The sequence below is a fragment of the Bacillus sp. 1735sda2 genome (assembly GCF_024159245.1).
Taxonomy (GTDB): Bacteria; Bacillota; Bacilli; order Bacillales; family Bacillaceae; genus Bacillus; species Bacillus pumilus_O.
This window is the reverse complement of sequence record NZ_JAMYWZ010000001.1, coordinates 2,580,748-2,606,636: the sequence shown is the minus strand read 5'-3', so window position 1 is coordinate 2,606,636 and position 25,889 is coordinate 2,580,748. Positions and strand designations below refer to the sequence as shown.

At 42.2% G+C, this 25,889-nt stretch carries 25 protein-coding genes, 2 pseudogenes and 1 riboswitch; of the genes and pseudogenes, 20 read left to right on the top strand and 7 right to left on the bottom strand.

Going from position 1 to position 25,889, the window contains the following annotated elements; translation table 11 throughout:
- Window positions 1–191: 191 nt before the first annotated feature.
- Window positions 192–734 (bottom strand): transcription repressor NadR, encoded by a 543-nt coding sequence (locus NKR21_RS13525; protein WP_088002209.1) that lies wholly within the window; start codon window positions 732–734, stop codon window positions 192–194.
- Between the two features lie 3 nt (window positions 735–737).
- Window positions 738–1,877: an IscS subfamily cysteine desulfurase gene (locus NKR21_RS13520; RefSeq protein ID WP_186299625.1), complete on the bottom strand. Its 1,140-nt coding sequence runs from the start codon at window positions 1,875–1,877 to the stop codon at window positions 738–740.
- Between the two features lie 94 nt (window positions 1,878–1,971).
- Between NKR21_RS13520 and nadB the strand changes: the two are divergent.
- The 5 genes and pseudogenes from nadB (at window position 1,972) to NKR21_RS13490 (ending at window position 7,624) form a co-directional block, all read left to right on the top strand.
- A pseudogene (nadB, locus tag NKR21_RS13510) lies at window positions 1,972–3,547 on the top strand (L-aspartate oxidase).
- Window positions 3,529–4,392 (top strand): carboxylating nicotinate-nucleotide diphosphorylase, encoded by an 864-nt coding sequence (nadC, locus tag NKR21_RS13505; RefSeq protein WP_144455740.1) that lies wholly within the window; start codon window positions 3,529–3,531, stop codon window positions 4,390–4,392. The pseudogene nadB and the gene nadC overlap by 19 nt, the downstream one beginning before the upstream one ends.
- Window positions 4,379–5,488, top strand: coding sequence for a quinolinate synthase NadA (nadA, locus tag NKR21_RS13500; protein ID WP_012010752.1), 1,110 nt, complete (start codon window positions 4,379–4,381; stop codon window positions 5,486–5,488). The genes nadC and nadA overlap by 14 nt, the downstream gene beginning before the upstream one ends.
- Before the next feature lie 131 nt (window positions 5,489–5,619).
- On the top strand, window positions 5,620–6,873 hold the full coding sequence (gene safA / locus NKR21_RS13495; RefSeq protein ID WP_144455742.1) for a SafA/ExsA family spore coat assembly protein: 1,254 nt from the start codon (window positions 5,620–5,622) through the stop codon (window positions 6,871–6,873).
- Between the two features lie 133 nt (window positions 6,874–7,006).
- Window positions 7,007–7,624: a YhcN/YlaJ family sporulation lipoprotein gene (locus NKR21_RS13490; protein WP_144455744.1), complete on the top strand. Its 618-nt coding sequence runs from the start codon at window positions 7,007–7,009 to the stop codon at window positions 7,622–7,624.
- Window positions 7,625–7,672: 48 nt separating this feature from the next.
- Here the strand turns inward: NKR21_RS13490 and NKR21_RS13485 are convergent, their stop codons facing one another.
- Entirely contained in the window at window positions 7,673–8,305 is a 633-nt protein-coding gene (locus NKR21_RS13485; protein WP_144455747.1) for a LysE family transporter, read from the bottom strand.
- A 237-nt stretch (window positions 8,306–8,542) separates the two neighbouring features.
- Window positions 8,543–8,650, top strand: a riboswitch (TPP riboswitch).
- Window positions 8,651–8,779: 129 nt separating this feature from the next.
- On the opposite strand from NKR21_RS13485, the gene thiC reads away from it, so the two are divergent.
- Window positions 8,780–10,537, top strand: a complete 1,758-nt coding sequence (gene thiC / locus NKR21_RS13480) for a phosphomethylpyrimidine synthase ThiC (RefSeq protein WP_144455749.1) — start codon at window positions 8,780–8,782, stop codon at window positions 10,535–10,537.
- A 23-nt stretch (window positions 10,538–10,560) separates the two neighbouring features.
- Here thiC and NKR21_RS13475 read toward each other — a convergent pair whose 3' ends face one another.
- Window positions 10,561–10,707 carry a hypothetical protein gene (locus NKR21_RS13475; RefSeq protein WP_012010747.1) on the bottom strand — a complete coding sequence of 49 codons (147 nt, stop codon included), beginning with the start codon at window positions 10,705–10,707 and terminating at the stop codon, window positions 10,561–10,563.
- A 191-nt stretch (window positions 10,708–10,898) separates the two neighbouring features.
- On the opposite strand from NKR21_RS13475, the gene NKR21_RS13470 reads away from it, so the two are divergent.
- Entirely contained in the window at window positions 10,899–11,087 is a 189-nt protein-coding gene (locus tag NKR21_RS13470; protein WP_088002195.1) for a hypothetical protein, read from the top strand.
- 33 nt (window positions 11,088–11,120) lie between these two features.
- Here the strand turns inward: NKR21_RS13470 and NKR21_RS13465 are convergent, their stop codons facing one another.
- Window positions 11,121–11,765, bottom strand: a complete 645-nt coding sequence (locus tag NKR21_RS13465) for a serine/threonine protein kinase (protein WP_012010745.1) — start codon at window positions 11,763–11,765, stop codon at window positions 11,121–11,123.
- Between the two features lie 237 nt (window positions 11,766–12,002).
- Here NKR21_RS13465 and NKR21_RS13460 point away from each other — a divergent pair, with 237 nt between their 5' ends.
- The 7 genes from NKR21_RS13460 (at window position 12,003) to yajC (ending at window position 17,019) form a co-directional block, all read left to right on the top strand.
- Window positions 12,003–12,503: an intercompartmental signaling factor BofC gene (locus tag NKR21_RS13460; RefSeq protein ID WP_176372696.1), complete on the top strand. Its 501-nt coding sequence runs from the start codon at window positions 12,003–12,005 to the stop codon at window positions 12,501–12,503.
- 148 nt (window positions 12,504–12,651) lie between these two features.
- On the top strand, window positions 12,652–13,257 hold the full coding sequence (gene ruvA, locus NKR21_RS13455; RefSeq protein WP_144455751.1) for a Holliday junction branch migration protein RuvA: 606 nt from the start codon (window positions 12,652–12,654) through the stop codon (window positions 13,255–13,257).
- A gap of 11 nt (window positions 13,258–13,268) precedes the next feature.
- On the top strand, window positions 13,269–14,273 hold the full coding sequence (gene ruvB / locus NKR21_RS13450) for a Holliday junction branch migration DNA helicase RuvB (RefSeq protein ID WP_012010742.1): 1,005 nt from the start codon (window positions 13,269–13,271) through the stop codon (window positions 14,271–14,273).
- Window positions 14,266–14,466 carry a DUF2905 domain-containing protein gene (locus NKR21_RS13445; RefSeq protein ID WP_142945542.1) on the top strand — a complete coding sequence of 67 codons (201 nt, stop codon included), beginning with the start codon at window positions 14,266–14,268 and terminating at the stop codon, window positions 14,464–14,466. Before ruvB ends, NKR21_RS13445 begins: the two co-directional genes overlap by 8 nt.
- 34 nt (window positions 14,467–14,500) lie before the next feature.
- On the top strand, window positions 14,501–15,529 hold the full coding sequence (gene queA / locus NKR21_RS13440) for a tRNA preQ1(34) S-adenosylmethionine ribosyltransferase-isomerase QueA (RefSeq protein WP_144455753.1): 1,029 nt from the start codon (window positions 14,501–14,503) through the stop codon (window positions 15,527–15,529).
- A gap of 30 nt (window positions 15,530–15,559) precedes the next feature.
- Entirely contained in the window at window positions 15,560–16,705 is a 1,146-nt protein-coding gene (gene tgt / locus NKR21_RS13435) for a tRNA guanosine(34) transglycosylase Tgt (protein WP_144455755.1), read from the top strand.
- 47 nt (window positions 16,706–16,752) lie between these two features.
- On the top strand, window positions 16,753–17,019 hold the full coding sequence (yajC, locus tag NKR21_RS13430; protein ID WP_003216659.1) for a preprotein translocase subunit YajC: 267 nt from the start codon (window positions 16,753–16,755) through the stop codon (window positions 17,017–17,019).
- Window positions 17,020–17,070: 51 nt separating this feature from the next.
- On the opposite strand, the gene NKR21_RS13425 is transcribed toward yajC, so the two are convergent.
- Window positions 17,071–17,448, bottom strand: a complete 378-nt coding sequence (locus NKR21_RS13425; RefSeq protein WP_144455757.1) for a TIGR04086 family membrane protein — start codon at window positions 17,446–17,448, stop codon at window positions 17,071–17,073.
- A 165-nt stretch (window positions 17,449–17,613) separates the two neighbouring features.
- Between NKR21_RS13425 and NKR21_RS13420 the strand changes: the two genes are divergently transcribed.
- Complete coding sequence (locus tag NKR21_RS13420) at window positions 17,614–18,276, top strand: DUF421 domain-containing protein (protein ID WP_253602523.1); 663 nt, start codon at window positions 17,614–17,616, stop codon at window positions 18,274–18,276.
- Window position 18,277: 1 nt separating this feature from the next.
- Here the strand turns inward: NKR21_RS13420 and spoVB are convergent, their stop codons facing one another.
- Window positions 18,278–19,828, bottom strand: coding sequence for a stage V sporulation protein B (gene spoVB, locus NKR21_RS13415; protein WP_144455761.1), 1,551 nt, complete (start codon window positions 19,826–19,828; stop codon window positions 18,278–18,280).
- Window positions 19,829–19,943: 115 nt separating this feature from the next.
- Here spoVB and NKR21_RS13410 point away from each other — a divergent pair, with 115 nt between their 5' ends.
- From NKR21_RS13410 to recJ, 5 genes and pseudogenes are all read left to right on the top strand, one after another.
- Entirely contained in the window at window positions 19,944–20,240 is a 297-nt protein-coding gene (locus tag NKR21_RS13410; RefSeq protein ID WP_003216788.1) for a post-transcriptional regulator, read from the top strand.
- Window positions 20,241–20,281: 41 nt separating this feature from the next.
- Window positions 20,282–22,510: a protein translocase subunit SecDF gene (secDF, locus tag NKR21_RS13405; protein ID WP_144455763.1), complete on the top strand. Its 2,229-nt coding sequence runs from the start codon at window positions 20,282–20,284 to the stop codon at window positions 22,508–22,510.
- Window positions 22,511–22,662: 152 nt separating this feature from the next.
- Window positions 22,663–23,062, top strand: a pseudogene (locus tag NKR21_RS13400) (cation:proton antiporter regulatory subunit); the annotation flags it as partial.
- A gap of 51 nt (window positions 23,063–23,113) precedes the next feature.
- A complete protein-coding gene (locus NKR21_RS13395; RefSeq protein WP_144455767.1) occupies window positions 23,114–23,467 on the top strand; it encodes a LapA family protein in 354 nt (117 codons plus the stop codon).
- Between the two features lie 81 nt (window positions 23,468–23,548).
- Window positions 23,549–25,873, top strand: a complete 2,325-nt coding sequence (gene recJ / locus NKR21_RS13390; RefSeq protein WP_012010733.1) for a single-stranded-DNA-specific exonuclease RecJ — start codon at window positions 23,549–23,551, stop codon at window positions 25,871–25,873.
- The last annotated feature ends 16 nt before the right edge of the window (window positions 25,874–25,889 follow it).

The window sequence follows — 25,889 nt, the reverse complement described above, 5'->3', positions numbered from 1 at the left end:
AACCCTCGCATTCGGTGTCAGATCTGCGCTTCGGTGCTCACGAATGTTCAATTCGCTCCGCTCCGATGCTCGTCCTTCCTAGACTGCAAAGGTTTTCTATCACGCTGAAAAGAAGACAAAGGGCTAAAATCAAGATCAATTTAGCCCTTTGTCAACAATCTGATAGTGTCCGATAATGGACACTATTTTTTTTAGTCTTTAATTAAAAAGCCAGCATCATCGAGCGCTTGGATGGCTTGGTCAAGCTGCTTTTGACTGTAAGAAGTAAGTGTATGTAAATGCACGCCATCTGTTAGTTCTGACAAGTAGGAGGCGCCCGTGTTAGAAATGTGATGAACGAAATCAGCTACTTGCTTGCGGGTGCTAACACGAATTGAGGCCGTTAGTTCACCGTAAACAGGGTGCTCTATCATGACATCTTTTACCGTCACCCCAAAATCTACAATTAAAGTCAGTTCCTCTTCTGTTCGAACAGGATCATGCTTGCAGGCGATGATTTGTTCAATCTCTCTTTCTGGCGCATGCTGAGATGCCATATACACATAGCCTTGACTTGTGGCAATAATGGGTTCGTTTTTTGCTTTCAATAGTGAGATATCTTGTACAATGACTTGTCGAGAGACAGCCGCCTTTTTAGCCAAAAAGCTTCCGGTGAGCGGTGTATCTGTTTCCTTCAGCCACTCTAAAATGGCGTTTCTTCTCTCTTCGCCAATGAGTTTCCTCTCTTGTTCCACGTCTTATGCTCCTTTCTGCTCCTTTTGCAATTGTTCAAATGTATGCAAAAGCTGATCGATGTCTTCTTTTGATGACTTCGATCCAAATGATAGTCGAATGAATTGAAGAGCATCACGATCTGATACGTGCAATGCCTTCACAGCAGGGGAAGGATGATGATAACCAGAAGCACATGCGCTTCCAGTCGATATACAAATCCCGTGCCGGTTACATGCTAACATTACATATTGTCCTTCAAACCCTTCAAAAAAACAACCAATAATATGAGGCAGCATACGGCGATTGCCATTGTGAAGAGTACGAACAGGAAGCTTTCTCATTTTCAATTGCTGAAGAAAATAATCACGAAGCTGTTCATTTTGCCGCTTTTGCTCATCTAGCTTAAGCATCAATTGTTCGCTCGCAGCAGCAAAAGCACCGATGCATGGAACGTTCACTGTTCCAGGGCGGAAGCCATTTTCCTGAACTGTTCCTGAATATAAAGACTTCCAAGGAACATGAGCACCCATATAGACAGCGCCCGCGCCCTTAGGAGCATACACTTTATGACTAGAGATGGATATCGCATCAACCCCCAGCTCCTTGATGGACACACGAATCTTTCCAAATGTTTGCACGGCATCTGTATGAAAAAGAATGTGCCTTTCTTTTAAAATGGGGGCTAATTCAGCGAGCGGCTGGATAATCCCTGTTTCTGAATTAGCATGCTGAATAGAGACTAATCCTGTTTCAGGCAATAATGCATCTTTGAGAATGTCCTCGGTGATGATTCCATCTTGATTCGGTTCAATGATCGAAACCTTCGTGCCAAGACGCTCTAGGCTCTTAACTGCATGCTGAACAGAAGGATGCTCTACAGAAGTTGTGATGACATGCTGCCTGTCTGCTGGCAGACCATTTGCCATTGATTGAATCGCAAGAAGATTGGATTCCGTTCCGCCGCTTGTAAAGTAGATGCCGCCTGGTTCGCCCTCAAGAATGGCAGCGATTGATTGTCTGCTGTAAGTCAGTATGTCATTTGCTCTTCCACCTGCATCATGAAGACTGCTTGCATTCCCGTAGCAATCTTTACTTAGCTGCTGAAAAACATGCAGTGCCTCCTCTGAAACAGGTGTAGAAGCTGCGTAATCTAAATAAACCAATCCATCCATCTCCTATGAGAAAATTTTTTCTTGTATTTATTGTAGTGTTGTGTAATGATATGTGTCAAGACAGGTGTAAATGACAGGAGGGGCAATGGTGTCATCAATTAAAAAAATCATTGTGGTGGGATCAGGCATTGCAGCACTTTCCTTTGCAAAGACCATTTCAGCAAGCTGTGAAGTCATCATGATGACAAAAAAACAATTTTCCTCTAGTAATTCCATGCTTGCACAAGGAGGAATCGCTGCGGCCTTTTCTGCACAGGATTCTGTTGATCAGCATGTACAAGACACATTAGCTGCCGGCTGTGATCACAACGATGAGAGGGTGGTACAAGAGATCGTCAGTCTTGGAAAACATATGGTGAAGCAGCTCGTAGAAGAAGGCTGCCCATTTGATCAAACAGAGAATGGCATGCCGCAATTAGGTAAAGAAGGGGCACATACGACTCATCGCATTTTGCATGCAGGAGGAGACCAAACTGGCAAAACCCTCGTGCAGTATTTAAAAAATCAGCTTGGCTCACATATTCATTTATGTGAATATCACCATGTCATTTGATCTACTCGTTCATGAAGGAATCTGCATAGGAGTGGTCTGGAAAGACGAGAAAGGACACGTACATACCATGACCGCAGATGCTGTGGTTTTATCCACGGGCGGCTGCGGCTCGCTATTTGAAACGAACACAAATGACCCTTCTGTAACAGGAGATGGGCTGATAATGGCTTATCGAGCCGGGGCACAATTAGTTGACCTCGAATTTGTTCAATTCCATCCCACTCTCTTGACGATCGCTGGAAAAGCAGTCGGTCTCGTGTCAGAGGCTGTCCGAGGAGAAGGAGCCTATTTAGAAGATGAAACAGGCAGGAGGATCATGAAAGGCATTCACCCACAAGGTGATTTAGCGCCTAGAGATATCGTCTCTAGAGCTATCTTTCATGAGCAGCAATTTGGTCATGATCTGTATCTCAATATCAGCGAAATTCCACATTTCTCAGTTCGTTTTCCAGCCATTGCTGCAATGTGTGAGCGGGCTGGTGTCGATATGGCAAGCGGCAGGCTCCCAGTTTCCCCAGGTATGCATTTTTTAATGGGGGGAATCTGCGTGAATGAATATGGAGAAACGACAGTTCCATCTCTTTTCGCTATCGGAGAAGCTGCTTGTACAGGCTTACATGGAGCGAACCGATTGGCGAGTAATTCTCTCTTGGAAGGTCTCGTTTTAGGAAACAAAGCGGCACGGAGAATTGAACAATTCCCTAAAAGGAAAAAAACAATCCCCTCTTCCACAATCCAAGAAAGTTGGTCCGTGCCAGAGATTTCAGAGAAACAGTTGAGCCAATGGATGATGACATATGCCGCAATTGTAAGAGACGAAGATGGGCTAAAGACCTTGCTTCAATCATTACTGCAAGTCCCTTATCAGCAAATAAATGTGAAAGATATCACAAATGGACAAATCGAATTAAGCAATCAATGCACATTAGCGATTTGTCTTGTGAGATCTGCCTTACTTCGAACAGAAAGCAGAGGAGGTCATTATCGAGTGGATTATCCAAATCGGAATGATGCATTATGGCGTGGCATGCAAATTGTCCATGAAAAAGGCCACATTCATATAATGAAAAATGAAAGGATCGGTGCCAAATGGAACGTTTACAGTTAAAACAAATGCTGACGCATTTTTTCGCAGAGGATATTGGTTTTGGAGATGTATCAGCTTATGGCATTTTTGGAGAAAAGAAAGGAACAGCCTATATCATCGCAAAACAATCGGGTGTATTGGCAGGTTCTCAAGTCATTGACATAGGATACCGCCTGCTGAATGAACAGATTCAGACTGAGTTGTTTTTTAAAGAAGGTGAATGGGTTCATTCAGGGGCAGTTTTAGCGAAAATAAAAGGACCAGTCAGCGACTTATTAAAAGGAGAACGGGTCATTTTAAATGTCTTGCAGCGCATGACAGGTATCGCCACTTTAACACATGAAGCAGTACAGCGATTAGCGGACCCGTCGATTACGATTTGTGATACGAGAAAAACGACGCCTGGCTTGCGTATGTTAGAGAAATACGCTGTGAAGACAGGAGGGGGAAAAAATCATCGCTTCGGCTTATCAGATGGGGTGATGATTAAAGACAATCATATTGCCGCATGTGGCTCCATTCGTGAAGCTGTAGAGAAAGCAAGGGCATATGCCGGTCATATGGTGAAAATTGAAGTGGAAATTGAATCAGAAACGCAGCTAAAGGAAGCCATTGATGCAAAGGCCGATGTCATCATGTTTGACAACTGCTCTTCAGACGATGTAAAACGTTTTAAACAAATGACGCCGGAGACAATTCTGACCGAGGCTTCAGGAGGCATCACGCTAGAGACATTGCCAAGTTACAGAGGGACAGGTGTTGACCTTATTTCGCTTGGTTTTCTGACACACTCTGCTCCAGCATTTGATTTTAGTATGAATATGGAATTTAGTCATAAAGGGGGAGCCACTCATGTCACTGCTTGATGTACTGGCAAACCAACATGCAGCCATGATGCCAGAAGAATATAAACACCGCTCTGTTGATGAGATGGAGCAGCGTGTGGTAGACATTAAACGTGCCTTTGGATCAAAACTTTTTATACCAGGGCATCATTATCAAAAGGACGAAGTCATCCAATTCGCAGATGCAACAGGAGATTCATTGCAGCTCGCACAAATAGCTGCAGACAACAAGGAAGCGGAGTACATTGTGTTCTGCGGTGTTCACTTCATGGCTGAAACGGCAGATATGCTGTCAAAAAAGAATCAAAAAGTTCTTTTGCCAGATATGAGAGCAGGCTGTTCAATGGCAGATATGGCGAACATGAAACAAACGGATCGAGCATGGGAGCAGCTCACTGATCTGTTTGGGGAGACAATTCTTCCACTTACGTATGTCAACTCAACAGCTGATATTAAAGCATTTGTCGGAAAGCATGGTGGGGCCACTGTGACATCATCAAACGCAAAAAAAATGCTGGAGTGGGCGCTCACACAAAAAGAACGCATTCTGTTTCTCCCTGATCAGCATTTGGGGCGTAATACAGCCTTTGATTTAGGCATTTCACTTGAAGAAATGGCTGTGTGGGATCAAATAGAAGAAAGGCTTATCACCGACCAGCCACTTTCCCGCATTAAGATGATTTTATGGAAAGGCCACTGCTCTGTCCATGAGAAATTTACGGTGCGGAATATTGAAGAAACGAGAAAAAGAGACCGTGACATTCAAATTCTTGTCCATCCAGAGTGCACGCATGAAGTCGTCACGGCTTCTGATCTTGCCGGTTCCACGAAATTTATTATTGATACAATCAAAGAAGCACCAGCAGGAAGCAAGTGGGCGATTGGAACAGAGATGAATTTGGTCAAGCGGATCATCAATCAGCATCCAGATAAACAAATCGAATCCCTCAATCCGGATATGTGTCCATGTTTGACGATGAATCGGATCGATCTCCCTCATTTGTTATGGTCACTTGAGAGCATTGAAAAAGGTGATCCGGTCGGTTTCATTCAAGTCAATGAAGACACGACAAAAGATGCTTTACTCGCACTGAATAAAATGCTCATCATTAAATAATGAATCCACCCCTCCTATCAGAAAACAAGTTTTTATCATATCGGCTTGTAAATAGGCATAAATTTATGGTGAAACATATTGTACTTCTGACATAACCGTTACGTTCACGTTTTGCATAGGAGGGGAAAACGTTGAAAATTCATATTGTGCAAAAAGGAGACTCCCTTTGGAAAATTTCAAAGAAATACGGAGTCGACTTTCAAGAATTGAAAAAACTAAATTCACAGCTCAGTAATCCAGATTTGATCATGCCGGGTATGAAGATCAAGATTCCATCTAGTGGTGTTCCTGTAAAAACAGATCATCAGAAAGCAAAAGAAATGCCAAAGCCGAAAGAACATCCGTATGTGAAAGAAAAGCCAAAAGATGTCGTGCAAGTGCAAGATACGAAACCGAAAGAAAAGCCAAATGAACCTGTCCCTTATGTACCGCCAGTGCCAAAAATCGAGCAGCCAGTTTTTCCGCAAGTTGATGTGAACTATTATCAGACCAATCTCTACCAGCCATTCACGCCTCCTCCCAAAAAAGAACATCATGAGAAAAAAGATCACGTTCATGAAAAGAAAGATCATGTTCATGACAAAAAGGATCATAAAGATCATGTTCACTATGAGAACAAGGAGCATAAAGATCACAAGGACCACAAGGACCACAAGGACCATTTCCATCATGAAAATAAAGGTCATTTAAAAGATGAAGTGGCAAAGGGATATGATCCATTTATTCATATTCCGCATCAAAAGGAGGAGGGCAAAGATATGGAGCACAGCAATTACCCAAACCTTCCTAATTTCCCGCAAATGCCGAATGTAGGAGGCGCAGCGGTAGGGGGAATGGCTGAGAATAAGGAGCATCATCACCATCACCAGCATCATGACGCATATGATCCTTATTATGGTTATGGTCATTACATGCCAGCGATGTATCCATATCCGCAGCAAATGGTACCAGCGTCGCCAATTTTACCAGGATCAGGTCTTTGCTACCCTGTCCAGCCGTATTATCACCATCACATGATGCCATATCCATACCCAGCGCAGCCATATTATCCTGCGTATCAAGCGCCAGCTTATTACGGAGAACATTATGAACATCATGCAAATGATGGGCATCACTGGCACCACCATATGCATCCGAATGCCAATGCAAACGCCAATGTCAATGCGAACGTGAATCAAGGCTTTTATCCAAATGTTTCAAATGAAGCTTATGGCAAGGAAGACTGCGGATGTGATGATGGCATGAAGCAGCATCAACCGTGGCCAGGACATTACCCGAATCCTGTACCTTATGGCCAAATGGGAGCTTATCCAGCGCAGCCTTATATGCAGCCATATCCAGGTCAATCTGTTTTTGCAAGACCAGAGAAAGACGAAGAAGAGTAATAAAAGAAGGAGCGATCTCAATCGTTCCTTTTTTTGTTTATAACTGACAGCTTGATTTTTCCCAAGACTGTACATGCTAAAACAGAGCCTGTTTCGCGCTCATGAGATTGAATTTGTACAGGGGGTTTTTCGTTTGAGACAAAAATGGCAAAAAACGATCGCATTAGTGCTTCTTCCTATTGGGTTATCGGCATGTGGTACAAATGACAATGCAGGTGTCGATACACGTCACAATCAATCAGGTCAGCCAGTTGGATATCATTCGAATAATCGTGCGGATGACAATAACCAAGATCACCAAGGACCAGTTTCCGAACTCATGGAGGGAATGAACGGTGGGAATACAACGAATGTTGATTATCGCACCCGTCCTCAAGCTGACGATCGAACGCCTCTCGCAGGTGGAGATGGACGATATAGCCATGGAGATATGAACTACCATAACCAAATGTCGTTCTCTGGCTACGATAAACAAGAAAACGTGCAACGTTCAAGAAAAATTGCCAATCGCGTCAATAAAATGAATCATGTTGCAGACTCGCAAGTAATGGTAACAGATGAAAATGTGTATATTGCCATTAAATCAGATGGGCGTCTGACATCAGAGGGAATATCACAAGTGGAAGAAGCAGCGACTCGTTATGCGGATGGAAGAGCTGTCCAAGTCATTAAAGACGAGGGTGCTTTCACACGCTTTAGAGATATGAGAAGAACACAATTTGAAACAGGTCAAACAGGCATGACTCGATAGGTTCGAGAATAAAAAAGGCTAAAGTTCCTCAAGAACTTTAGCCTTTTCTTAAAAATAAACATTGATGCCCATATAAAATTCGTAAAAGAAATAACAGCCAAACCCTAATAATAAAATACCAGCAATAATGGATGTCCATTTGATCATCGTTCGGTTCATCACTTTTCTTGTTAAGGATACAAGAGTGAGGAGACCGATGTCATGAAGGAGAATTCCTGCCAATATACCACCTGATGCTAGCATAAATTCAGATGAATCTGTTTTTGTATAGGCATCTGCCAGTACAGCACCGAATACAGAAACCCAAAACACAAGGTTTCCAGGAGATACCGCGACAAGCAAGCCGTTTCTGTACGTTTTTGCGAATGATTTATTGACTTTTTCGCCAGCTAAATGGATGTCTTGATCCGCATGTTTAATGGAATCGTATGCGAGAATCATTAAGAATATAGCTCCGATCAGCCAAAGCGGGATTTGGACAAATGGCAGTGATAAAAACTGAGCAAATCCAGCATACAAAGCCAAGATAAGTAAGAGATCGATGGTCATGCCGCCTGCTCCTACGGTTAAACCATGAAAGAAGCCGTTTTTTAATCCCTGTTTTGTCATTTCAACCGTGATCGCTCCGACTGGCAGAGCAATTGAGAATCCTACGACGATAAATGTGAGAAATGTTTGCAATCGACTAGAACTTCCTTTGAAAAAGTTTGTATAAAAATTCTCCGTTTAGATTAATTATACATAATAGGAGGAAAGGATCAATGATTATTTCAGTTTTTATCTAAATGGTTGGGATGGAGGGTGTATATCAATGTGTATATTAAGCTGGCTTTATTTCTTTTGTAGTGAAAAGGAACTATTTTCCTGAAACTTCTTTTTTTCATGGCATCGCTATGCTACACTGTTGTGGAAAATAATAAATGTGACTAGGGGTGCCCAGGCTGGGCTGAGAGAGAAGTGTATACTTCTTAACCCTTTGGACCTGATCTGGCTCGTACCAGCGTGGGGAAGTTGAAGATGATACATGGGTCATTTACGGATGACATTCATGTTTATTTCTAACGACGAAACCAGGTTCTTTTCATAGAGCCTGGTTTTTTTGCTGGTGCTGATTCCATCCTGTCCGGTGACAAGAAGAGAAGGGGAGAACAGCAAATGAAAGAAAAGAAAAATATCCCAACAACTCAATCGTTATTATCAAGCTTTGACGGCAGCCGAAAGGTGTATGAGAAAGGGTCAAGACCTGACATTTTAGTGCCAAAAAGAGAAATTGGCCTCACGCAAACGGTGACGCAGGCAGGAATGATTCAAAATGAACCAATTCGTGTGTACGATACGAGTGGTCCTTACACGGATGAGCATGCCCATATCAATGTGACAAAAGGGCTTAACCGTCTGAGAGTAGCATGGGTCGAAGAAAGGGGAGATACAGAAAGCTATGAAGGGCGCCATGTAAAACCTGAAGATAACGGCTATCGCTCTAGAAACGGGTCTCATCAGCATATTCATACTGATTTTCATCATAAGCCGCTTCGTGCAAAACAAGGTGCCTGTGTGACGCAAATGCACTATGCAAAAAAAGGTATTGTCACGCCTGAAATGGAGTTCATCGCCTTAAGAGAAGGGCTAAGCCCTGAGTTCGTGAGAGAGGAAGTTGCCAGCGGAAGAGCTGTCATTCCAGCGAATATTAACCATCCTGAAAGTGAACCGATGATTATCGGAAGGCATTTTCATGTCAAAATCAATGCGAACATTGGCAATTCAGCTGTGACATCATCCATTGATGAAGAAGTTGAAAAAATGACATGGGCGATCAGATGGGGGGCAGACACCATGATGGATCTGTCTACAGGAAAGGATATTCATACAACGAGGGAATGGATCATACGGAATTGTCCAGTCCCAGTAGGCACCGTTCCCATTTATCAGGCGCTTGAGAAAGTGAATGGCGTGGCAGAAGATTTGACGTGGGACGTGTACAGAGACACATTAATTGAACAAGCAGAGCAAGGAGTAGACTACTTCACGATTCATGCGGGCGTGCGGTTAAGGTATATTCCTCTGACAGTCGACCGGGTGACTGGTATTGTTTCAAGAGGCGGTGCCATTATGGCAAGGTGGTGTCTTGCTCATCATCAAGAGAATTTCCTTTATACCCACTTTGAAGACATTTGTGAGATTATGAAAACGTATGATATTGCTTTTTCACTTGGAGATGGGCTTAGACCAGGATCAATAGCTGATGCCAATGATGAAGCGCAGTTTGCAGAGCTAGAAACGTTAGGTGAATTGACAGAGATCGCTTGGAAACATGATGTACAGGTGACGATTGAAGGACCTGGACATGTTCCAATGGATAAAATCAAAGAAAATGTGGACAAGCAAATGGAGATTTGCAAAGAGGCACCATTTTATACATTAGGGCCTCTTACAACAGATATTGCTCCGGGATATGATCATATTACATCTGCCATCGGCGCAGCTATGATCGGCTGGTATGGAACAGCGATGCTATGTTATGTAACGCCAAAGGAGCATTTAGGGCTGCCGAACAAAGAAGATGTAAGAGAAGGTGTGATCGCTTATAAAATTGCCGCTCATGCTGCTGATCTAGCGAAAGGACATCCTGCTGCTCAAAAGCGTGATGATGCTTTATCGAAAGCAAGGTTTGAATTTAGATGGCGTGACCAATTCAACCTGTCACTTGATCCAGAAAGAGCGATGGCGTTCCATGATGAAACATTGCCTGCCGAAGGCGCTAAGACTGCCCATTTTTGCTCGATGTGCGGACCGAAGTTTTGCAGCATGAAAATTTCCCATGATATTCGCAATCAATCAGAAGAAGTGAAAAAAGAGATGGAGAAGAAGGCGAAGGAGTTTATCAGCGGAGGAAGCCAAATATATTCATCCTAAAAAAGAACCTGCGGGGCTTTATATCAGATCACGGAAAAGGTTTTTCTTAAGAGGTGGAAAAATGCCTTTAATGCAACCCCTATCATGTCCAGACTTGGAATGAGGGCATCTGTTAAATGAAACAAGACTGTTTGTCTTTCTGGAGATGTTCGTTTCTTTTTCCGTTTCATAAAGAAAACCTCCTTTTTAAATAATATACTTCTTTGCAAAGAAGAGAGATAGAGATGTTGTTTGAATTTAAACAAAATTTAAACTTCTTGTGTTTGAAAGGAAAGAAGGAGGGGAAACGAGTTGAGTAGAGAATGAATGAAAAGAGCCGATCTATTTGGCCAGCTAACAAGAGAGAGTGGAAGGTGATCTTATGATGAAAGTATTTAAGGTAACATTTCATATGAACAATGGGGAAGTGCTTGATTTCGAGCTAAAACGTCCAGCTACCTATGATGTGTATAAGAAAATTGAAGAAGCCAATCATTGGTTTAAGCTGAATAATGAAATCATTAACTTATTAAATGTGAATAGCATCCATGTTGAAACAGAAACAGATTGACATAGAAAAGCCGCTCGGTAAGAGCGGCTTTCATTATGCAGAGAAATCATTCCGATTATTAAGCTGACCACGGGACAGCCAGTTCTTTTTATAAAAATAAGCAATCACTTCAAGCCATAGCCGTGGTGCTTTTTTCGGAAAAAAAGGCTTTTGATAATAAGCGTAAGCGGCTTTTAAGTCATCCCATTGATGGCATGCTTTTGTTTGTGTGAAACGGGCAACGTCGATGACCCTGACCTGTCCTTCCTTTGTTAAGATCAGATTCCGCAGGTGAATGTCAGAAGGGTTCAACCCTTTCTCGCGTGCTTCTTCTAGCGCATCATCGACTTGTTCAATCATTTGTTTTTTAATAGGAATCCCCTTTGTGAGGCATTCATAAAAAGTATTTCCTTTAATATATTCCATTAAAATATACTGATCCCCAGATTCATAAATCTCAGGGTAGTAAGACGAACCAGAGAGTTTTTCATAAATGGCGGCTTCTTTGCGGGCAATATGTTGATAAGAAGGGAAAAAGACTTTTAGCGCCATTTTCTTGCCGTCTTTTTTGTATGAAAAGACATAGGCACTTCTTCCTTTGCCGCACAGCTCAAGCTCTGCCGGTTTAAAGGCAAGCTTATGAAGACGTTTATCCTCATGATACTGAATCGATTCGGCTAATCTTTTGACTTCTGACATTGACTTCACCTTCTTTGGTTTCAGTTTATGCGGCTGAAAAACGAATGATGAAAAACCGAGCATTCGATAAAGCAATGGATTGTATAAAACATACCATTTACGAATGAAGGATACAACGAAAGACTCTTCCCATATATTCATATCATCGATTTGGTTAATGTTTAGAAAAATGGGTCAAACTACATATGTCATGCATCGATCTCATGTTTTAAAGAGGTGTAAATAGTGAAAGTGAAGATGAAATGTTTCGTTACAGGACTTATCATGACAAGTGTGCTTTTTTTCGCTGCGGATATGGAGGGAAAAGAACACTTGCAAAAGCAGTCAAACTCGATCACCGTACAGCTTGAAAAAGTCTATCTAGACGGAGATGTGAGTATTGAAAGACACCGGGCATCATTAGAAGACAAAGACACATTCTGGTCGCAGTATAAAGGCTGGACGCTAGTAGAACAGAAAGAGGATTTTGCGCTTTTTAGAAAGCAAATTGATGATATCTCTCCATTAAGTAAAGCAAATGGATATATCGGATTATCAGAGGACGGTGTGATTTCTACGTTTCATGGAAGGCCTGACGGCTGGGCGGAGCCCATTCATCTCTTTTTTCAAATTGATACGTCCCGTTTAGAAAGTCATGTGGAGGAGCAGCTTGAGCAAGGCATTCCTTTTCGAACAAAGGATGAATTTGAGCATGTGCTTGAAGTCATGAAGCCTTACCGAAATGAAATATCGTTTTAACGCGTATAACAGCTTGCTGGTGTGAAGGCCGCAAGCTGTTTTTCGTGGTGTCATCGTAAAAATGGATTGAGCGAACGTATGTTAACTTTTATTGCGGTTTTCTTCTCGATTTATGTTACAATGAAGAACAGTCAAAGAGGTGAAAACGGTGATAGAGTTTGTAAAAGGGACCATTGATTATGTGTGTCCGCAATATATTGTCATAGAAAACGGCGGAGTGGGATATCAAGTCTATAGCCCAAACCCGTTTATCTATCAAATCAATAAACAAGAAACGATTTATACGTATCATTACATAAAGGAAGACGCTTTCTCGTTATATGGATTTCAAACACGAGAAGAAAAAGCGCTGTTCACAAAACTGTTAAATGTCACAGGGATTGGGCCGAAGGGGGCTCTAGCGATTCTTGCTTCCGGTGATCCTGGCGCTGTGATCTCAGCGATAGAACGTGAAGATGAAGCGTTCCTGATTAAGTTCCCTGGCGTTGGCAAAAAGACAGCTCGCCAAATCATTCTCGATCTAAAAGGAAAGCTAGCGGATGTTGTTCCAGAAATGATTGGCAATCTATTTAATCACGAGGACCATATTCAGGTCGAAACGCAGCAAACGGCATTAGACGAAGCGCTTGAAGCCTTAAGTGTTCTTGGATACGGTGATCGCGAAATTAAAAAGGTATATCCATTGTTAAAAGAAGAAAAGAATCTCACAACCGATCAATATGTGAAAAAAGCTTTACAAAAAATGTTGAAATAGGGTGATGTCTCATGGATGAACGGCTCGTCTCAACTGAAGCAGACAACCATGAATCAGCCATTGAGCAAAGTCTGCGGCCTCAGACACTTAGCCAATATATCGGTCAGCAAAAAGTTAAGGATAACCTCAGTGTGTTTATTGAAGCTGCCCGTATGAGGCAGGAAACGCTCGATCACGTCCTCTTATACGGACCGCCCGGACTCGGGAAAACGACGCTTGCGTCAATTATTGCCAATGAAATGAATGTTCAGCTGCGTACAACATCTGGACCAGCGATTGAACGTCCTGGTGATTTGGCGGCGATTTTAACGTCTCTTGAGCCAGGTGATGTGTTGTTTATAGATGAAATTCATCGCTTGCAGCGTTCAATTGAGGAAGTACTTTATCCAGCAATGGAGGATTTTTGTTTAGATATCGTCATTGGCAAAGGAGATACAGCGCGCTCTGTACGGCTTGATTTACCGCCATTTACACTTGTAGGTGCTACAACCCGTGTTGGGCTTTTAACAGCGCCGCTTCGTGACAGGTTTGGGGTACATGCAAGATTGGAATACTATGAGCAAAGAGATTTGGCTCACATTGTTTCAAGAACAGCAGAGCTGTTCGAGATTGGAATTGATCTTCGCTCAGCCGAAGAGATCGCAAGACGTTCCCGCGGTACGCCGAGGGTTGCCAATCGTCTACTCAGAAGAGTAAGAGATTTTGCCCAGGTGCTTGGAAATCATTCGATTACCGAGGACATTGCGGAAGATGCCCTTGAGCGCCTTCAAGTCGACAAGCTTGGTCTTGATCATATCGATCATAAGCTGCTTTTAAGTATGATTGAAAAATTTAGAGGCGGTCCTGTTGGGCTTGACACAATCTCAGCGACAATTGGAGAAGAATCACATACGATTGAAGATGTGTACGAACCGTATTTACTGCAAATTGGTTTCCTGCAAAGAACACCAAGAGGACGAGTCGTCACAAGAGAAGCGTATGAACACTTTCAAATGGAGGTTCCGATTCGTGACTGAATTCCCTAAAATATTGATGATTTTAGGTGGTGTCCTTTTTGCCGCAGGATTAATATTTCAATTGGTTGGTAAGCTTCCAGGTGATATTTTTGTGAAAAAAGGAAATGTGACGTTCTTTTTTCCTGTGATCACTTGCATTGTCATTAGCATCGTGCTCACGATATTACTGAATATCTTTGGACGGATGAAATAACGTTAACTAGTTAACTACAGAATAGGTGAAGGAAATGAAGTTAGAACTATTTGATTTTGATTTACCAGAAAGATTAATTGCACAAGTACCGCTTGAAAAACGAGACGCATCAAGACTGATGGTCTTAAACAAACAAACGGGTGAGGTGACACACGATACATTCTCACAAACTACTGATTATTTTCAAACGGGTGATTGTCTCGTTTTAAATAATACACGCGTTCTGCCGGCACGGTTGTTTGGAATGAAAGAGGATACAGGTGCAAAAGTTGAACTTCTTCTCTTAAAACAAGAGGAAGGAGACAAATGGGAAACACTTGTAAAACCAGCCAAACGAGTGAAAAAAGGAACAGTGATCACATTTGGTGATGGACGGCTTCAAGCGGTATGTACAGAAGAATTAGAACATGGCGGCAGAAAAGTTGAGTTTCAGTATACTGGCATTTTTTATGAAGTCCTTGAATCTCTTGGGGAAATGCCGCTACCTCCTTATATTAAAGAACAGCTTGACGATCGTGAACGCTATCAAACGGTGTATTCAAAAGAGGTCGGCTCCGCTGCTGCTCCAACTGCTGGTCTTCACTTTACAAACGAGTTGCTGGATGCGCTGAAAGAAAAGGGTGTGCACATTGCATTCATTACACTGCACGTGGGACTTGGTACTTTTCGTCCGGTCAGTGCAGATCGTATTGAAGAACACGAAATGCACGCAGAGTTTTACGAAATGAATGAAGAAACAGCGGCTGAGCTTAATCGCGTTCGCAAGGAAGGCGGGCGGATTATTTCAGTGGGGACAACGTCAACAAGAACGCTCGAAACCATTGCAAGTGCGCATGATGGCGAATTCAAAGCATCAAGCGGCTGGACGTCAATCTTTATTTACCCAGGTTATACATTCAAGGCAATTGATGGCATGATCACGAATTTCCATCTGCCAAAATCCTCGTTAATCATGCTTGTCAGTGCATTAGCTGGGCGAGAGCATGTCCTAAAAGCGTACAATGAGGCTGTAAAAGAGGAATACCGTTTCTTCAGTTTTGGCGATGCCATGCTGATTCAATAACATCATACAACAAAGACAGGAGGGCTCATTTTGTCGCAATTACCGATACGTTATGAGTTCATTAAATCATGCAAACAAACAGGTGCACGACTCGGGCGCGTTCATACACCGCACGGCTCATTTGACACGCCTGTATTTATGCCGGTAGGTACACTGGCTACAGTCAAAACGATGGCACCTGAAGAACTAAAGGCAATGGAAGCAGGTATCATCTTAAGCAATACGTACCACCTATGGCTCCGTCCGGGGCATGACATTGTGAAAGAAGCAGGCGGTCTGCACAAATTTATGAACTGGGATCGAGCGATTTTAACCGATTCAGGCGGATTCCAAGTGTTCTCTTTGAGTGAATTTAGAAAAATTGAAGAAGAAGGCGTTCACTTCCGTAATCACTTAAATGGAGATAAGCTGTTCCTTTCTCCTGAGAAGGCGATGGACATCCAAAATGCGCTTGGCTCTGATATTATGATGGCATTTGATGAATGCCCGCCATATCCAGCAGAATACGATTACATGAAACGTTCTGTAGAGCGGACAAGCAGATGGGCAGAACGCTGTCTAGAAGCGCATCAGCGCCCAGAGGATCAAGGGCTGTTTGGAATCATCCAAGGCGGAGAATACGAAGAGCTTCGTAAACAAAGTGCAAAAGATCTCGTGTCACTTGATTTCCCAGGCTACGCTATCGGAGGTTTATCTGTTGGGGAACCAAAAGATGTGATGAACCGTGTACTTGAGTTCACAACGCCATTGTTACCAGCAGACAAGCCAAGGTACTTAATGGGCGTCGGCTCGCCAGATTCCTTAATTGACGGTGCTATTCGGGGTGTAGATATGTTTGACTGCGTATTGCCAACACGAATTGCGAGAAACGGTACGCTCATGACGAGCGAAGGACGTCTTGTTGTGAAAAATGCAAAATATGAGCGTGATTTTAGACCAATCGATGAAAATTGTGACTGCTACACATGTAAAAACTACACACGCGCTTATATTAGACATTTGATCAAAACAAATGAAACGTTCGGAATTCGATTAACAACTTATCATAATCTTCATTTTCTGTTAAAATTAATGGGGCAAGTAAGAGAAGCTATCCGTGAGGATCGTTTAGGTGATTTTAAAGAAGAGTTTTTTGAGCGTTACGGCTTTAACGAACCGAATGCGAAAAACTTTTAACGCATAAACGAAAAGCTTTACAATGCTTTAGAAAGGGGTGAAATAGAATGGATGGTGGTATGGGTTCAATCATTATGATTGTTGTCATGTTTGCTGTGCTTTACTTCTTATTAATCCGTCCACAGCAAAAGCAACAAAAAGCTGTGCGTCAGATGCAGCAATCTTTATCAAAAGGCGATAAAATCGTCACAATCGGTGGTTTACACGGTGAAATCGACTACATTGATGAATCAAAAGTGGTCATCAAAACAAGCGAAAACAACCGTTTAACTTTCGATCGTCGTGCTATTAGAGAATTAGCTGACAAAGGCTAATCCTCCGATACATAGCCATAAAAAAAAGAGCGATATAGATCCGCTCTTTTTTTATTTGCCTCGAAGATTGACGCCAATCATTCCGCCGAACATACAAATGCCTAAAAATGCCCCATGATAGATGAACTGCTCTGGTGAAAAAGTTTCTCCAAACCCTAAATATTGAAACAAGAATACAGTGAGAGAAAAGGTCAGCGAAGTGATCGCACCAATGAGCCAGCCGCGCTCCTTTGCTTTTCCTCCAGAAATGATCCCCCCTAATAAAAGTGCCACAAAGGACAAAATCATAATCATCCATTTAAACGATGCTTCCTGCATACTTGTGAAGGTAAGCATAAGCGATACAAGTAAGCTTGTGACAATCATGACGATAAAAATCGCCATTAAGCCGGATAAAATCCCTTTTCCGATTTGTTTCGTTTCCTGCATGTGATTCGTCTCCTCTCCAATTGACCGAAGCTTGTCTTTTACTAAAATGTATTCACATAGAAGAAAAAATAGACATGTTTCTCACGATAAAAACAGAGGCTTTCTTTTCTACATAAATAAAGGGTTTTGACACAACCTATATGAGAGAAGGAGGGTTTACATCATATGCAGGACATCTTGATTATCTCCATGAGAACAATCATTTTATATTTTCTCATTTGGTTTATTTTTCGGTTAATGGGCAAAAGAGAGATTGGAGAATTAAGCATTTTAGATCTTGTCATTTTTATGATGATTGCAGAAATTGCAGTTCTCGCTATAGAAGAAGTCGAGGATCACATGTTACATACGATATGGCCGATCCTGCTGTTAACCTTCATTCAAATCACACTGGCCTACCTCTCGTTGAAATTCCAAGGTGTCCGGCGCTTTCTTGACGGCAAACCGGTCCTGCTTATTATTAATGGAAAAATTGACGAAGGTGCGATGAGAAAACAGCGATACAACTTTGATGACTTGCTCATTCAATTAAGAGAAAACAACATCGATAGCATTCAGGATGTGTCTTATGCCATTTTAGAGCCATCCGGAAAGCTCGCGGTCGTTGAAAAAGAGAACAAGCACACACACGGAGCGCTGGAGCTGCCACTTATTGCTGATGGCGTTGTACAACACGATCATTTGAAGCAAATTAATCAAAATGAACAGTGGCTGAAAGATGAGCTGTCCCAAAGGGGCTATCATGATATAGAGCAGATTTCATACTGCAGCTTTAATCAAAAGACATTTTATATTGATTTGAAAGATGAAGTGGTCAAAAAAAGATGAGCTAGAGCAGCTTCCCAATCAACGGGATGCGGAGCAGCTCTTCTTTCTTCACTAGACCGAGACAGATTAATAGAATGACATACAGCGCGCACGTTACAAAAATCAGCATAACGAGCTCAATAGGGGCAGAGAAGAATCCGTTCATTTGAGACTTCAGCCAAAGGCTCACAGCCCCAGTACCGATAATCACAAGAACGCATACCCCATATTCTTTTATTGGTAAATGAATAGGCAGTACTTTACCGACAGTTGCCGCATGAAGCAGCGTGACAAGGACGATGCCGATTAAAATGGCAAGTGCTGCCCCCATAATGCCAAAACCTGGCTGCGAGGCAAGAACAAAGATCATTCCTGTTTTCACGACAGCACCTATCAGACTGTTCGTCATCGCCGCACCAGCTAAATTGAGTGCTTGCAAGACGGCTTGAAGCGGCCCTTGAAAATAATATAATAGAAAAAATGGAGCCATGAATTTCACATAAATTGCCGCATGCGATGAACCATACATAAAGAGTGTTAAATCTTCTGCGTAAACAAAAAGAATAATACAGGAAATACCTCCACTGAGTAGACAAAGACGCATCGCCTGCTTCAGCCTGTATTCGACCGTTTTGCGTTTGTTCTGCTCCATTCCTTCACTGATCGCCGGGACCAGTGCAGTGGAGAGAGAATACGTAATAAAGCTAGGCAGTGTCAAAAGAGTCAGTGCAAGCCCGGTCAACTCCCCGTACTGCCTTGTCGCCTCAACAGCCGCGTATCCAGCAATCGCAAGACTTTGCGCGACAACTATCGGCTCTAAAAACCACGAAATATTCCCGATAAAACGGCTGCCTGTTGTTGGCAGGGCAATACTCATCAGCTGCTTAAATGTGTCCTTACCGTCATGAATTGCCTTGAAAAATCGTTTTCGAATGCGAATGGTCTTTTTGTAACGAAAGGCAATTAGTAAATAAGCAAGTGAAATCATCTCGCCAATGACAGATGAAATCATCGCACCTGCTGCCGCAAATTCAATCCCATAAGGAAGAAAAGCTGTTGTACATACGGCTACTAGAGAAATTCTTGCAACCTGTTCCAGCACTTGAGATATGGCAAGCGGGCTCATTTGCTGTCTACCTTGAAAATAACCTCTCAGTACACTGGAAATAGCGATGACTGGGACAACAGGCGTAATAGCAAGTAGTGGATAAACCGTTCTAGGATCTGTCAGCATATTTTCTGCCATGATGGGCGCAAACCATAAAAAGAGCGGCGTGAATATCAGGCTGAGTGTCCCTGTTACTGCAAGAGACATGACAAGAATTCGTTTTGTTTTCTGTTTGTCTCCGCGGGCTTCTGCTTCTGCGACAAGCTTACTTATAGCGACAGGCAGTCCGAATTGTGTCAGCGTCACAGCGAGAAAAAAGGTAGGAGCAGCCATCATATAAAGCCCGACTCCTTCTTCGCCAATGAACCTTGCAATCACAATTCGATTGACAAAACCCAATATTCTCGTGATAAAACCTGCTAAAATTAAAATAATCGTTCCCTTTAAAAACGTTTGCTTCGTCAAATCAAAGATCACCTGCCTTCTCAAACGACATAGAATCATATACAATAAGATATGCGTGTATATCGTCCAAGCATGACAAGTCTCTCGATAAAAACTGAAAAGGGGGAGCATCCCATTGACACAACATCCGGCTGCAATTTACAAAGACCATTTAAAGCCTTTTCTGTTCAGTAAGCTTGAAGAATTCATCGTTTTGGGCTATAAAGATGTAGATTTAGAGGAATTATGGTCATACTTAGAGAATAAGAAATGGAAGAAAAAACAAGAGTATCCGATTCATGAAATGGTTGCAGATATTTTATCTGTGAAAATTGGCGAATTTATGAACTATGCAACCGTTCAGTCGTTTAAAACGTCTGCTTTTTTGGACAGTGAAGATGGCAAGAATATGCTAGATGAACTGTTGAAATAAGCCATCTTAATGGATTCAGGTGTTTAAGGAGGAAATACATAATGAAAAAAGGGCGCATTCTTGCGTTTTTCTTAGTGGTTCTGTTAATCGGAACTGGCGTAGGCTTACTAACAAAGCCTGTTGCGAAAGATATGACGCTAGGGCTGGATTTACAGGGTGGATTTGAAGTCCTGTATGATGTACATCCAGTGAAAAAAGAGGACAAGATTACAAATAGTGTCCTCGTCAGTACAGTGGAGGCTTTGAACCGAAGAGCCAATGTGCTAGGTGTAAGTGAGCCGAACATCTCGATTGAAGGCAACAATCGTATCCGTGTGCAGCTTGCAGGAGTAAAAGATCAAAACAGAGCGAGGGAGATTCTTTCCACTGAAGCACAGCTATCCTTCAGAGATACGAATGATAAAGAACTCCTAAACGGGGCTGACCTAGTCGAAAACAGTGCAAAACAAACATTCAGTCAAACGAATGAGCCAATTGTGACGGTTAAACTAAAGGATGCGAAAAAATTTGGTGACGTCACAAGAAAAGTAGCGGCGATGGCGCCGAATAACCAGCTTGTCATTTGGCTTGATTACAACAAAGGAGATTCCTTCAAAAAAGAAGTCTCAAAATCAGACCACAAGTATGTCTCTGCACCGAATGTGAATCAAGAAATTAACAGCAGTGACGTGCAAATTGAAGGGAAATTTACTGTCCAAGAGGCAAAAGACCTTGCTAGTATTTTAAATGCTGGGGCATTGCCAGTGAAATTAACTGAAAAGTACTCCACATCAGTGAGTGCGCAATTCGGTGAACAGGCATTAAATGAAACTGTTTTTGCAGGGATTGTGGGAATTGCCCTCATTTTCTTATTCATGCTTTTTTATTACCGAATACCTGGTCTTATTGCTGTTATTACGTTATCAACGTATATCTATATTACTTTACAGGTATTTGACTGGATGGGTGCTGTTCTGACACTTCCTGGAATTGCGGCGTTGATTCTTGGAGTAGGGATGGCGGTTGATGCCAACATCATCACATATGAACGAATCAAAGAGGAGCTTAAGCTCGGTAAATCTGTCCGTTCTGCTTTCAGGTCAGGAAACCGCCGATCCTTTGCAACCATCTTTGACGCAAACTTAACAAGTATTATTGCCGGTGGCGTGCTGTTCTTCTTCGGGACAAGCTCGGTAAAAGGATTTGCAACGATGCTCATCCTGTCGATTTTAACTAGCTTTATCACAGCTGTCTTCCTATCAAGATTCCTTCTCGGGCTACTTGTTGAAAGCCGCTATCTTGACCGGAGAAAAGGCTGGTTTGGTGTTCGTCAAAAAGACATTATGAACATTCATGAAACAACAGAAACCACAGAACCAAAAACACCATTTGATAAGTGGGATTTCGTCAGCAAACGTAAAGGATTTATGATTTTCTCAGCTACTATCACGATTGCGGGAATCATCGTTCTTTCCATCTTCAAGCTGAATGCGGGAATTGACTTTACAAGTGGAACTAGAATTGATATCCAAAGTGATCACAAGCTGTCAACTGAACAAGTTGAGCAAGACTTTAAAAAGCTGGACCTTGAGACAGACAGTGTCGTGTTATCGGGTCAAAAAGAAAATCAGGCAGCAGCGAGATTTGTCGGTGTGCCGAATAAAGAAAAGATTGCTGAAGTGAAAGATTACTTCAAAGATAAATACGGGACGGAGCCGAACGTAAGTACAGTGTCTCCGACTGTTGGAAAAGAGCTTGCCCGAAATGCATTATATGCTGTCATCATTGCTTCAATCGGGATCATTTTATATGTCTCCGTTCGTTTTGAATATAAAATGGCCATTGCAGCGATTATTTCACTGTTGTATGACGCGTTCTTTATCGTCGCCTTCTTTAGTATTACGCGTTTAGAGGTAGATGTCACCTTCATTGCGGCGATCCTCACAGTCATCGGATATTCGATCAACGACACGATCGTCACCTTTGACAGGGTTCGTGAACAAATGAAGAAACGCAAACCAAAAACCATTGAAGATCTATCGTACATTGTGAACTTAAGTTTACAGCAAACCTTTACGCGATCTGTCAACACGGTATTAACCGTACTTGTCGTTGTAATCGCACTCCTTATCTTTGGATCAGCGTCAATTACAAACTTCTCCATTGCCTTACTTGTTGGTCTGTTAACAGGGGTGTACTCATCTCTCTATATCGCAGCGCAAATTTGGCTCATGTGGAAAGGCCGTGAAATGAAAAAACCGGCGAAAATTGATACTGAGCAAGATATTTAATTGAGAGAGACTGCCAAAGCGGCAGTCTTTTTTCTGTCGTTTTTCCGGAAATAAGGCGATTCGAAAAAATATTTCGGGTATCATTGATCTCGAAATGGTCTTTTGCTATAATGACATACGTTTAGACCAGTATAGAAAGCAAGTGTCCGGTTGAGGCATTTTCTGGTATCTTGCTTAACGATGAAGAAGAGACAAATTGCAACGATCTTAGGCGGCATGGTATATAAGCCGAAAGCGCTTGAAACTGTAGAAGTAGACATTGATGAACTGATGATTGAATGGTTTAAGATTGAAAAGAATGCACCAGCTATTCAGCAAACAATCGGAGACCTCAACATCTGCCAAATCTATCAAGTAACAGTCATCGCTATCGTGAGAAAATCATATGAGAAAATGTTAAATCCAGGACCTGAAACGGTCATTGAAGAAGGGGATACCCTTGTTATTTCTGGAGAAAGACAAGAAATAAAGAACCTCATTAAAAGAAAAACTCAGCAGCTAATTCATGCCCATGCTGATAGATTTTCTTCCTATTTTTCTTTCTGTGTTTAAAAAGGACAATGAAAAGGGAAGAATAAAAGAAAAAGCTTGGGGGATATGTAGATGAATAAACAACAATGGACCATCATACTCGCATTTATTTTCGTATTAATTGTCTCAGTATTTGCCGTGATCAATGTGCGGCCAGTGCAAGTTGACTACTTATTTGGATCGGCTGAATGGCCGCTTATCCTTGTCATTATTGGTTCTGTGCTCATGGGCGGACTCATTGTGGCTTTTGCAGGGATTTTCCAAATTGTGAAACTAAAACGTGAACTAAAGGCTTTAAAAGCTGAGCGTGCAACTACACCTGCACCTGCTGTTTCGAATAAAAAGATCGACAAAGACGTTCAAAAGAAACCGAATGTGACGCCTTTAAAAGAACAGCCAGCATCATTTGACCGGAAGGAAAAATAATCTTCCAGCACAATTTCATAAAATAAAAATTGAAACCCCTCAGGCCACTCTAGTATAATAGTGTGGTTGAGGGGTGAATTTATGTTATTATCCAAAATGCGCTGGGAATATGAACATCCAAGCGAAGAAAAAGTGAAATCACTCTCTGAAAATCTGAATATTTCAGCGCTGACTGCATCGCTTCTTGTAAAAAGAGGACTCGAAGAAGTAGAAGAAGCGAGGTCTTTTTTATTTGATCAAAAAGCCGAATTCCATGATCCATTTCTATTAAAAGGAATGAAAGAAGCAGTAGAGCGCATCAACAAAGCGATCGAAGAGCAGGAATCGATTGTGATCTTCGGAGACTATGATGCGGATGGTGTGACAAGTACGTCTGTGCTTTTACATACATTAAAAGAGTTGTCTGCGAAAGTAGACTTTTATATTCCAGATCGATTTAAAGAAGGCTACGGGCCTAATGAACAGGCTTTTCGATATATCAAAGAGCAAGGCGCATCGCTTGTCATCACGGTCGATACAGGCATTGCAGCTGTAAATGAAGCACGTATTGCAAAAGAAATAGGATTAGACCTGATCATTACAGATCACCATGAACCAAGTGAGGAGCTGCCTGAGGCACTTGCGATTGTCCATCCTAAGCAGCCAGGTTGTGAGTATCCTTTTAAAGAACTTGCCGGTGTAGGTGTGGCGTTTAAAGTGGCGCATGCACTTCTTGGAAAGCTGCCAACTCAGCTGTTAGATCTTGCAGCAATTGGGACAATTGCGGATCTTGTGCCCCTTCATGATGAAAATAGATGGCTCGCTAAAAAAGGGCTTATGCAGCTTCGGCAGTCGAATAGGCTAGGGCTGAAGGCGTTATTGAAAGAAGCGGGCGCTACTCTTGAAGAAGCAAATGAGGAAACGGTCGGCTTTCAAATTGCGCCAAGGCTAAATGCTGTTGGACGAATTGAACAGGCAGATCCAGCTGTCCATCTTCTCATGACAGAAGATAAGGATGAGGCAGAAGAACTCGCTCGTTTTGTACAAGAACTGAATAAAGAACGTCAAAAAATTGTGAGTACGATTACAGAAGAAGCCATTCAAATGGTGGAAGAGACAGGTGATGACCAGTCTGCGATTGTTGTAGCGAAAGCGGGCTGGAATCCGGGTGTTGTCGGAATTGTTGCTTCTAAATTGACGGATACATTTTCTCGTCCGGCGATTGTGCTTGGAATAGATGAGGAGACGCAAATGGCAAAAGGATCAGCGCGGAGTATTCCTGGCTTCGATCTATTTTTCCATTTAAGCAAATGCCGCGACATTCTGCCGCATTTCGGCGGGCACCCGATGGCTGCGGGTATGACACTTCGAGCGGATGATGTACCTTTACTAAGGGAAAGATTAAATCAATATGCGAATGAAACGTTGACAGAGGAAGATTTTATTCCGATTCAGCGGGTCGATGCCGTATGTAAAGTAGACGAATTGACGGTTGAAGCGATTGAAGAAATGGGGATGCTGTCACCATTTGGCATGCAAAACCCAAAGCCGTTCATTATGATTGAAGATGCGAGACTTGAAGAAATCCGAACAATTGGAGCAAATCAGAATCATATTAAAATGTCTCTGAAAGATGAAGATAAGCTGCTTGACTGTGTCGGTTTTCATCAAGGTCAATTAAAAGAAGAAGTTGTCACAGGTAGCCGCATTTCCGTCATTGGTGAAATGTCCATTAATGAATGGAATAACCGGAAGAAACCTCAGCTCATGCTGAAAGATGCCCGAGTAGATGAATGGCAACTGTTTGATTTGCGCGGCAAAAATGATTGGGAAAAAACCATCTTCACGCTTGACCCAGAAAAATATGTGGTGGTCTGTTTTGACGAAGATACAAAACAGGAAGTCAATATCCCGATTCATCATGTTCATGCAGAAAATGTTTCAACATTCGATGTAGAAGGCAAGTATGTCGTTTTTGCAGATGTACCTGCAGATGAACACTTGCTAAGGCAGCTGTTAGAAAATCAAAAGCCAGCGAGAGTGTATACGGTTTTCCAAAGAAAAGAAGATCATTTCATGTCCTCTTTCCCTAGCCGCGATCAATTCAAATGGTTGTATGGATTCTTGTTGAAACGAGGAAGTTTCCCTCTCAAGGAACAAGGGATGGAGCTTGCGAAACATAGAGGCTGGACAAAAGATACAATGATTTTTATGACAAAGGTGTTTTTTGAACTCGGTTTTGTTAAAATAGAGAATGGTGTGCTGTCAATAGTACGTGATGCCCCTAAAAAAGATTTAACGGCATCAGCATCCTATACAGCAAAACAACGATTGATGGAACTCGATCAAACACTAACATATTCCTCAGCCAAAGAGCTGAAGGAATGGCTGAATAGCATGATGAGCGAAGTCTCACCTGTGCTTTGACGTACGAGGAGGAAAA